Origin of the sequence: Collinsella aerofaciens (genome assembly GCF_040926185.1) — a bacterium.
GTDB lineage: Bacteria > Actinomycetota > Coriobacteriia > Coriobacteriales > Coriobacteriaceae > Collinsella > Collinsella aerofaciens_BC.
Map to the genome: position 1 here is coordinate 36,734 of NZ_JBCOIQ010000018.1, position 9,682 is coordinate 46,415.

The 9,682-nt window shown below is 59.1% G+C and carries 7 protein-coding genes and 1 other RNA gene; all 8 read right to left on the minus strand.

Going from position 1 to position 9,682, the window contains the following annotated elements; translation table 11 throughout:
- Positions 1 to 38: 38 nt before the first annotated feature.
- The gene (locus tag AB5750_RS07750) at positions 39 to 3,038 is read right to left on the minus strand and encodes an AfsR/SARP family transcriptional regulator (RefSeq protein ID WP_368145889.1); all 3,000 of its coding nucleotides are present in this window, start codon (positions 3,036 to 3,038) and stop codon (positions 39 to 41) included.
- 444 nt (positions 3,039 to 3,482) lie between these two features.
- Positions 3,483 to 4,211, minus strand: coding sequence for a glucosamine-6-phosphate deaminase (gene nagB / locus AB5750_RS07755; RefSeq protein ID WP_161145374.1), 729 nt, complete (start codon positions 4,209 to 4,211; stop codon positions 3,483 to 3,485).
- A 272-nt stretch (positions 4,212 to 4,483) separates the two neighbouring features.
- Positions 4,484 to 4,981: a PTS sugar transporter subunit IIA gene (locus AB5750_RS07760; protein WP_368145888.1), complete on the minus strand. Its 498-nt coding sequence runs from the start codon at positions 4,979 to 4,981 to the stop codon at positions 4,484 to 4,486.
- 71 nt (positions 4,982 to 5,052) lie between these two features.
- Positions 5,053 to 6,390 carry a phosphoglucosamine mutase gene (glmM, locus tag AB5750_RS07765; protein ID WP_117583337.1) on the minus strand — a complete coding sequence of 446 codons (1,338 nt, stop codon included), beginning with the start codon at positions 6,388 to 6,390 and terminating at the stop codon, positions 5,053 to 5,055.
- A gap of 123 nt (positions 6,391 to 6,513) precedes the next feature.
- On the minus strand, positions 6,514 to 6,909 hold the full coding sequence (gene rpsI / locus AB5750_RS07770) for a 30S ribosomal protein S9 (protein WP_022094634.1): 396 nt from the start codon (positions 6,907 to 6,909) through the stop codon (positions 6,514 to 6,516).
- A 2-nt stretch (positions 6,910 to 6,911) separates the two neighbouring features.
- Positions 6,912 to 7,355 carry a 50S ribosomal protein L13 gene (gene rplM / locus AB5750_RS07775; RefSeq protein WP_022094635.1) on the minus strand — a complete coding sequence of 148 codons (444 nt, stop codon included), beginning with the start codon at positions 7,353 to 7,355 and terminating at the stop codon, positions 6,912 to 6,914.
- Positions 7,356 to 7,512: 157 nt separating this feature from the next.
- Positions 7,513 to 8,391, minus strand: a complete 879-nt coding sequence (locus tag AB5750_RS07780) for a patatin-like phospholipase family protein (protein WP_343006895.1) — start codon at positions 8,389 to 8,391, stop codon at positions 7,513 to 7,515.
- Positions 8,392 to 9,067: 676 nt separating this feature from the next.
- Positions 9,068 to 9,431, minus strand: a transfer-messenger RNA (tmRNA) gene (ssrA, locus tag AB5750_RS07785).
- Between the last annotated feature and the right edge of the window lie 251 nt (positions 9,432 to 9,682).

Below are 9,682 nucleotides of genomic sequence, written 5' to 3' on the forward strand. Positions count from 1 at the left end.
AAGCTAGCGAGCGTCCGAGCAATTCGGACGCTCATTTTTTATCGCTCGACGAGCACGCGGCTAAGCCTGCCCTCCACCAAGCGCTCGTACAGACGCCGCGTCTCGGGCTCGGGCACGCCATTGACCTGCTCCCTCAGGTGATGCATATGCCCACTGTACAGCTCGACGATATCGCGTCGTCGCCCTGCCGCACCGTAGACGCGCATAGCGCAACGCACCATGTCCTCGCGCGCCGTCTCTTGCCGCAGCCCCGACTCCACCAGCCATACCGCCGACTGCAGGTCGTTTTCTTCTAGGGCGGCATTCGCGCCCCGAATCATGCAGTCGATATATTTCGATTCCATAATTCGCCTCATACGCAAAAAGTAGGTGGGATTACAGCCATTGGGAACATACAACGGGCCGGCGTAGAGCTGCTCGATCTTAAGGCACAGCTCGATCAGATGGGGCCCGCGCGCACCCGTGCGATTTCCCAAAACTTCGCGGCTTATCTGATCAAACAACCGCACGTCGGTCTTGACGTAATCGCCGTTAAGCCCAATGCACTCGTTTTGGATCAGCACACACGACTTGCCGTCCGGTGTCGGCCCCAAGGCCGAACGCAGGCGCGATATCGTCGAGTACAGATTGTTACGAGCGCTATTGAACTCGGCGTGGGGCCACAGCTCCATAGCCAGCGTCTCGCGGTCGACCAGTGCATCCATGCCCAGCGCAAGCCGCTCGGCAAGCGTCGCCGCTTTCTTGCGGCGCCACATCTTATCCGTGATGGGAAACCCGTCGCGCTCGGCGCGAAACGCCCCAAACATGCGGATCTCGATATGGCCAATCACATCGACATCCTCGGCATCGCCGGCCTGGAACAGACGCTCGCCTTCGCCCTCAAAGTCGTCACGCAGCGAATACCGCGACAGCTCGCGCACCGGGAGCTTCTTTCGAATTCTAGCAGCCGGCTCACCCAGACAATGCATTGCAAGACGCGCAAACAGCCGATACGACGGATCCAAAATCCCCGGGCGGTTCATGGACATCCAAGCTGCAAGGTCGCTATCGCGGCCCGCGGAGGCCAAATGCAGCGCCACCATCCAAGCCTCGGCACCACCGACCTGCGTCCGACTCAAATCGAGCAGCTCTGCCTCTTCGCGCACCGATACCATCGATGTATTGCGTAAGTATGCCGCGCGCTCTAGCAGCAGTGCGTTGTCGCGTATGTATCCAATCGATTCCTCGGCAAGCCTGAGCACCTGCACCGCACGGAATTTGGCATTGACCGGACGCCCCTCAGCCAGCGACTGCCAGCCTTCCAATATCAAGCCAAACAACTGGACTTGATTGTCACGCACGCGCACGGCAAAACGGTCGAGCTCATTGAATGCCTGCTCGTCGGTCACCGGCATGCCGGCAAACAGGCGCCGCGCCGATAATACCATGCGCACCCAGATGGCGAGTGCTCGGATTCCACGCGCTTCGAGTGCCTCGAGCGTCTGGGTCATCTCGTCATCACGCTCGTCAGTCCCTGCATACGACCCATCAAACAGCTCCGTCAACATGCGGTCCGCCCGCACAAACGTCCCCGCAATATCGAGCTCACAATCGTAGGCCTTATCTGTTTTGAGCCTCGCGAGGATCTCACCACCCTTCGCCCGCTCGGTCAGCCCATGCTTTATCTCGACATGTGCGGACAGCATGTCGAGTGCGGCACAAGACGCCTCACTTTCCAGCGCTGCATGGCCTGTCGGAAGCCCCAGACCACTATCTCCATAACAGGCGGCCGTAAACGCGTGCGCCACCTTCCACGACACGGGATCGAGCTCGCAAATCGCTTGCTCGCCCGCATGCTCGATAATTGAGGCCATATACCGCGCGAGCTTTGTATTGGAGACGCTCACCGCCGCCAGATAGATGCCGAGCGCCTCGTCAGGCGTCGGCTCCGATGCCCGGCCATCTGCCTCGGTCTTTCCCAGCGCCGCGCGGCAGATATCCCCTCCATGCCCCGTCAGGGCCAGATCGACCCCATACTGCCCGGCAAGCTCCAACACCGCGCTGCGGTCCAAAAACGCGTCGGCGAGGTCCATCGCGGTATCGCAGCGCCCCGCTTTAATCAAAATACGTGCTGCCCGCACAACAAGTTCGGGGCGAATTTCGGCGACCAGCTTGCGCAATCGCAGACGTGCGTTGTCCTCGGTACCCAGGCAGGTAAAGCTCCGGTCTGCCGGATCAACGCCAAAAATGGGATAATCGCGGACAAGATAGGACTGGTCAATCGCCGAAAGCCTAACACCGCAAGCCTCGAGCTCCGAAATATTGCCCTCACCCATTAGGACCATCAAGCATGCCACACTAAACAGGGCGTTGTTCTCAAGCGACGCCAGGTCAACAAGTGCCGCACCGTAGATATTGACAATCTCGTTTTCGAGCATCTGGGCAACGTCTCCCTGCCCGTATAGTCCCGACTGCATAGCCGAGACGAGCTCGGGCACGCCCTGCGTAAGCTGATAGAAGTCGAGCGATGTGCTGATCGAAAACGCCGATGCCCACGCCGAGTACTCATAGGCATGCACCTTGAGCATCTGCGCGTTGACTTTAATCGAATCGCCCAGTCCATGAATCAGCTGGCGATTCGAAGGACGGCAGCTCATAAAGACCCCAATCCCCATAGCACGCAGGCTTCGGATTCGGTCGATCAGCTCCTCGGTCTCGCTCTGGCTGAGGTTAGGCACGTTATCGATTGCAATCAGGGAGTGCGGCTTGTCCTTAAGCTCTTCGGTAACGACCTCGAGCTGCATAAACACCTCGCGCCCAATGGCGCGGTCTGCCTCGATGATCCGCACGGGACCTCGCGTCGGATCGCTTTTGACCTCTTGGGTATACTGCAGCAGCACCGAGGTTTTCCCAAAGCCATCAGGCGCGTAGAGGACTACGATGCCGGCCTTTCGGCCCTTGGCGATAAGTTCGTTCATCAAGCGATCGCGCCGTACCGTATAACTACTGCCCAGCGGCATAAGCTCGAGGTCGTCCGTATTGCCCAAATCGTTAACCATGCCCGCTCCTCAACTCGACCACATGGACACCGTAACGCTAGACCATATGTATCGCTAGATGAATAGAGCGATGCTACGGTTTAGGATGTTTGTTGGTACGCAAATGGCAAGTTTTTGTTCAGCGTGGTCCGATTGAAACTTATCCCCCAACCAATCAGTCTTTGCGCAGGTCAATGCGCTTGCCAGCTTGTCCCATCCTTTGGCAGTGTACCTCAAATGAGCGCTGTTCAATTGTGTTGCGCAACTCACCTAACGCCAGCTACCGTCTGCGACCTTTTCATAGCATTTATGCATAGTATCTGTTATGGAATGAATCATGCTGCACCAGACGCACCCGTCCAGTTCGCAGCCAGATTTTCGTCAAGCACACGGCGCACGCTCAGCAAAAAGGCCCCCGCAAAGCGGGGGCCTTCGGCAAAGCTATGTCGAGGTGATAGGCTTTCGCTACTTGCAGAGCGAAAGGGCGGCCTCGTCGGCAACGACAACGCAGTTGGTGTGCAGTTGCAGGATCGAGGCAGGGCACTCGGGGGTAACCGGACCATAGCACATGTCATGCACGGCCTGTGCCTTGGCCTCGCCGTTGGCGACAACCAGGATCATGCGGGCATACATGATGGTCTGGGTGCCCATGGTGTAGGCCTGACGGGGCACGTCGTCGATGCTGTCGAACAGGCGGCTGTTGGCCTGAATAGTGCTCTCGGTAAGGTCGACGCAGTGCGTACCCTTGGAGAAGTGGTCATCGGGCTCGTTGAAGCCAATGTGACCGTTGTTACCGATGCCGAGCAGCTGCAGATCAGGGTAACCGGCAGCAGCGACGATCTTGTCGTACTCAGAGCAGGCAGCGGCAGCGTCGGGATTGGAGCCATCGGGCACATGCGTGTTGTTCAGGTCGATGTTAATGTGATCGAAGAAGTTCTCACGCATAAAGTAGTGGTAGCTCTGGGGATCGTCGTGCGAAAGGCCACGATACTCGTCGAGGTTGTAGGTGCTGACCTCGGCAAAGTCGACGTCACCCTTCTCGTACCAAGCGGCGAGCTGCTTGTAGGCGCCAATCGGGGTGGAGCCGGTGGCAAGACCCAGCACGCAATCGGGCTTGAGGATAACCTGGGCCGAGATGATATTGGCGGCCTTGCGGCTCATATCCTCGTAGTCTTTAGCTTTAATGATCTTCATTACGCGTCCTTTCTCATACAAGAGAGGCAAGGCTCTCCTTACAAGCACTTGCCCGCGGCCCGCGTCGGCCGCAACCAACGTGTGCGGCCACCAGGGCGAGGTCGCGTAATGTATGTGTCTCGTGTCTAGCCGCGTCGAGGCCCCTGCCCGTCCACGGTGACCCAAAGCTGTTTAGCTTCGGACAAATCCCATCTTGCCACGGAGGGCGTCCTCTTTCAAGGGCGCCCTCCGTAAACGTGTTCGAATTGTAGGCTAAAGGCCGAGCGCGCTCACTAGCGCTCGCGAGCGACGATGAGTTGGTCCATCTCCTCGACATGCTCGCCAACGGAACCCTTGATGCTCGAGAACTCAACGGAGTTGCACACCAAGATGGGAACCGTCACATCGTAGCCCTCGGCAGCAATTGCCTCGCGATCGAACTCGATGAGTACATCGCCCTTATGGACGATGTCACCCACTTGCGCATGTACGGTAAAGTGCTTGCCCTCGAGCTGAACAGTGTCCAAACCAACGTGGATGAGCACGTCCAGACCATCGACTGTGTTAAGCGCAACGGCGTGTCCCGTGGGAAAAATGGCCTCGACCTTGGCGTCTGCCGACGCAATCACGCGCGTGCCGGTAGGCTGAATCGCCACGCCCTGACCCAAAAGGCCGGTGGCAAACGTCTGATCGTTTACCTCGGAGAGCGGAATGACGTCGCCCGAGATGGGAGCATCCAGCGTAAGGACTCGACCACGCATACCAAATGACCTCAGGACTTTAGTGAACATGCTCCCCCTCGGACATACCAATCAATCAAAATAACCTTGTCAGTTTACCACTTGGCACCCGTTTTTGGCCATTAGGGAAGTTCGCGCTTGACAACCTCGACGATATCGTCAACAACACGCTGGGTCAGCTCGTGCGTCTCCGCCTCGGCCATAACGCGAACCAGCGGCTCGGTACCGCTCGGGCGCACCAAGATGCGGCCGCGACCGTTGAGCTCCTTCTCGGCGGCAGCGACGGCGTCCCAAATGGGCTGGCAATCGTCCAGGCCGGCCTTGTTGTCCGAATGCACGTTGACGAGCACCTGCGGGTACTTCTTCATGATGCCGGCAAGGTCGGTGAGGGTGCGGCCGGTGCGCTTGAGCACGGCCAGCAACTGCAGGGCCGTCACCAAGCCGTCGCCGGTGGTGTTGTGCTCCAGGAAGATGATGTGGCCGGACTGCTCGCCGCCGATGACGGCACCGTCCTCGAGCATACGCTCAAGAACATAACGGTCGCCCACGGCGGTCTGGACCATCTCAAATCCCTGCTCCTTCATGGCGATGGAGAAACCGAGGTTGCACATAACGGTCGAGACGATCTCAGAGTTGGCGAGCTTGCCGCGAGCAGCAAGGTCGGAGCCACAGATGGCAAGAATGTAGTCGCCATCGATCTCGTTGCCCTCGCTGTCCACGAACAGCACACGATCGGCGTCGCCGTCGTGGGCAAGGCCGATATCGGCGTGGGTGCGCAGCACGAGCTCGCGCAGGGGCTCAAGGTGCGTGGAGCCACACTCAACGTTAATGTCGGTGCCGCAGTAATCGGTGTTGATGGCATGGACCGTGGCGCCCAGGCGCTGGAGCGCGGCAGGCGTGGTCTGGCACGAAGCACCGTGGCCGCAGTCGACGGCAACAACCAGTCCGTCGAGCTTAAGGCCGTCGAGCGTGCTGATGGCATGATCGACATAGGCCTTGCGGGCGTCCTTCATCTTGATGATGTGGCCCACGCCGGCACCGGTCGGCAACGTGTCGGCAGCCATGGCCTCCTCGGACATGACCCAGGCGCTGATCTCTTCCTCGACAGCATCGGGAAGCTTCATGCCCTTGCGGCTAAAGAACTTGATGCCGTTGAACTCCGGAGGATTGTGCGAAGCGGAGATGACGATGCCGCCGTCAAGCTCGTTTTGGACGGTGAGCAGCGCCACGGCCGGCGTAGGGATAACGCCGCAGCAGTGCGGACGGCCGCCCTCGGCCATGATACCGGCGGTCAGAGCACTCTCGAGCATGGTGCCCGAAAGACGCGTATCGCGGCCGATGCAGATGTCCGGACCAAGGAACTTGGTCGCCGCACGGCCCAGGCGAAACGCGAGGTCGCACGAGAGGTCGGCATTGGCGACGCCACGGACGCCGTCGGTACCGAAGATGTTCTGGGGCATAGGATCGCTCCTTCCCAAGCAGGCGATATGCAACCGCCCACCCTAGTCGAAAAAGAAAAGCGGGACCCGCCGAGGAATCGGCAGGCCCCGCTTGTACATTGTATCTCGAAAGGAGATAAAACCTTAGCGCTTGGAGAACTGGGGAGCGCGGCGGGCCTTCTTGAGGCCGTACTTCTTGCGCTCGACCACGCGAGCATCGCGCGTAAGGAAACCGGCCTTCTTGAGGTCAGCACGGTAGTCGCCAGCGTTCAGAAGAGCGCGAGCGATGCCCAGGCGCAGAGCGCCGGACTGACCGGAGATGCCGCCGCCATCGCACAGAGCGATAACGTCGAACTGACCGGCGGTGTCGGTCACCTTGAAGGGAGCAAGGGCGTTCTCAACGAGCTGATGACGGCCGAAATACTGCTCGGCGTCACGCTTGTTGATGGTCACCTTGCCGGTGCCGGGGACGAGACGGACGCGGGCGACGGCGTTCTTACGACGGCCGGTACCCTGGTAGACAACGGTGTTCTCAGCCATCTTTAAGCCTCCAGCTCAATCTTCGTGGGGTTCTGGGCAGCGTGCGGATGCTCGGCACCAGCGTAGACCTTAAGCTTGGTCATCTGGGCACGGCCGAGGGTGGTCTTGGGCAGCATGCCGCGAACGGCGCGCTCGATGACCTTCTCCGGGTGCTTCTCCATAGCCTGGCGGAAGCTCTCAGCCTTGAGGCCGCCGTTGTAGCCGCTGTGGCGATAATAGGTCTTCGTGTCGGCCTTGTTACCGGTAAGCTGGACCTTATCGGCGTTGATGACGACAACGAAGTCGCCGCAGTCGCTGTTGGGCGTGAACTGGGGCTTGTTCTTACCGCGCAGGATCATTGCGATCTGGGTGGCAAGACGGCCCAGGACAGCACCATCGGCGTCGACGAGAACCCAGTTGCGCTGGACCTCGCCCTGCTTGGCGTAGTGAGTCGATTTCGAAATCACTTAGACTCCTCCATGTACAGTACGTGTTGTTACAGAGATTCACGGGGCTCTGCAAGTAACCCGTCCATATTACCCCGCTCGCCGCCCGAGTCAACAGGTATTTTGGCTTCGACCAGAGTTTCTGCACATGTCGTCCATGGGTCATGACGTCGCGACGCTAGCGCTCGACAAACGCCTCGATATCTCCCAGCAAGCGCTTTGCCTCCTGGCGACCCTGAATATACAGGTCGAGGAGCTTTGCCGGATCGTGCTCAACGTGACCGACCTCGACCGGCTTTTGCGGAGCGACGACCAACGCACGGCCCTCGCGCTCATACTTCCACAGGTGCATGCGCTGGATGTTATAGCGGTCGTGGCGCGTCTCGATAGCCTCGAGCAGGTAGGGGTAGTCGGCATAGCGAGCGCGCGCGGCTGGCATAAACTCGTAGGGCTTCTTCTCGTATGAACGGTCCTGCGTGACAATAACAACCGCGCGATCGAAGCCCGCCTCCTCCAGCACGTGCTCGATGGGGACCGAATCGGCTACGCCGCCGTCGACGTATTTGTGCCCGTCAATCTCGACCGGCGGCGTCACCAGCGGCAGCGAGGTCGAGGCGCGCACGGCGTCGAGGTCAAGTACGGCGCTTTTGACCGGCAGGTACGTGGCGGTTCCAAAGAGCATGTCCGTCGCGACGGCGTACATCTCGATGGGGCTCGCGTCGAACGTTTCATTGTCAAAGGGGTCCAGGCGGTCCTGGACATCGTTGAAGATAAAGTCGTAACCCACAATAGAGCCCGTGGATGCAAACGATGCGGCGCCCATGTAGCGGCTGTCGTTGCAGAAAGCCAGGTTGATGCGGTTGGCACGGCCGATCTGGTGCGACTTGTAGTTCACGCCGTTGAGAGCACCTGCCGATACACCGTAGACAGCTGGAATCTCGACGCCAGCCTCCATGAGGACGTCGAGCACACCCGCGGTAAACTGTCCGCGGAAGCTGCCACCCTCCAAGACGAGCGCGACCTTGCCGGCGTTCTTTGCCTTATCTTCTGCAGTCATATTGACCTCCTGCGATTGCGTTTTGGCTTTCTTCTACCCAGTTTTGGAATGGAGGGCGCATAGGTTTTGGAGTTGAGGAGATGGAGCGGAAAGCGCGTCCCAGTTTGAGGCGGAATTCCGGGATGCGCTTTCCGCTTGGACTGCCGTTGGGAAAGCGCGTCCCGTTCTGAGCGCGGATTCCGGGATGAGCTTTCCGCCAACAGCCCATCCGGAAAATGCATCCCATTCCGAATGAGGATTCCGGGATGCGGTTTCCACTTGATGTGCCATCCGGAAACCACGTCCCAGTCTGAGTGCGGACTCCGGGACGCACTTTCCGCCTGGGCCGCCATTGGGAAAGCGCGTCCCACCCTGCGTTGCCGTAGCGTTTTCTTTACGCCCGCGCCCTGCACAGAGTTCGATTCTCCGCGGGTTTGGGGTTCCGTTGATGCGGCGCATGGCAGGCTGAGATTCGATAACATCGCATCCGTTTTGAGTCGGAAGTTTGCGCGGAGAATCCGCGTATTTGCTTCGCAAATCCGCACCGGCTTCGGCCGCCTGCCGGCGTCCTCGCCCGCGGGCTAAAAACGGTTACGCGTTTTCTTTACGCCCGCGCCCTGCATAGAGTTCGATTCTCCGCGGTACGAACAAGAAAAAAATAGCAGGTAGATATGGGTATCTACCTGCCTGTTACTTATGGTGGAGGCGCGGAGAATCGAACTCCGGTCCACGAAAGCCCCCTGATTGGCATCTCCAAGCTCAGTCGCTGGTTTTGTCTCGGACGCTTTGCGCGCAGCGACACGCTCGCGGTGTCCTAACCGGTTCGGTCTTAGCCTGCGCCATACCGATTACGTTCGCAGGAGCATTCCCCTAAAATGACGTCGCGCCGGTGTCGGGGAAATCACCGGGTTGACGCGCCGCTATAAACTAAGCAGCGAGAGCCATAGGCTCAAAAGAAGAGTTGTTGTCAATTCAATTTGACGGTACCCCTGTTTAACGAGGCGAGGAGACCTCGGCTTGCTTCCTCTCTCAGAGCTATCGTGTCGAAACCAGTCGCCCCCAAATGTCGGAAAGTCTGGATGGCATCGGGCCTGCAAGCACCCAACAGCCGTCGACTTTTCAAGGAACATGCGGGGCGAGCCCCGCTTGTGGAGTGTTATCTTACCACGTTCTGAAAGCGGACAGCTGTTCTATGCACGAGCTGTGAAGACCTCAATGTGCGCCCTTGATTATCGACTTCATCCGAACACTTCCCACATTCATCCGCACATGTGCGGATGAATGTGGGAACCCGATACCCTGAGGGCCGGAC

Bases quoted from the DNA above. Each gene is read 5' to 3' on its own strand.
- AB5750_RS07750 (WP_368145889.1), bottom strand. From the start codon at position 3,038: ATGGTTAACGATTTGGGCAATACGGACGACCTCGAGCTTATGCCGCTG.
- nagB (WP_161145374.1), bottom strand. From the start codon at position 4,211: ATGAAGATCATTAAAGCTAAAGACTACGAGGATATGAGCCGCAAGGCC.
- AB5750_RS07760 (WP_368145888.1), bottom strand. From the start codon at position 4,981: ATGTTCACTAAAGTCCTGAGGTCATTTGGTATGCGTGGTCGAGTCCTT.
- glmM (WP_117583337.1), bottom strand. From the start codon at position 6,390: ATGCCCCAGAACATCTTCGGTACCGACGGCGTCCGTGGCGTCGCCAAT.
- rpsI (WP_022094634.1), bottom strand. From the start codon at position 6,909: ATGGCTGAGAACACCGTTGTCTACCAGGGTACCGGCCGTCGTAAGAAC.
- AB5750_RS07780 (WP_343006895.1), bottom strand. From the start codon at position 8,391: ATGACTGCAGAAGATAAGGCAAAGAACGCCGGCAAGGTCGCGCTCGTC.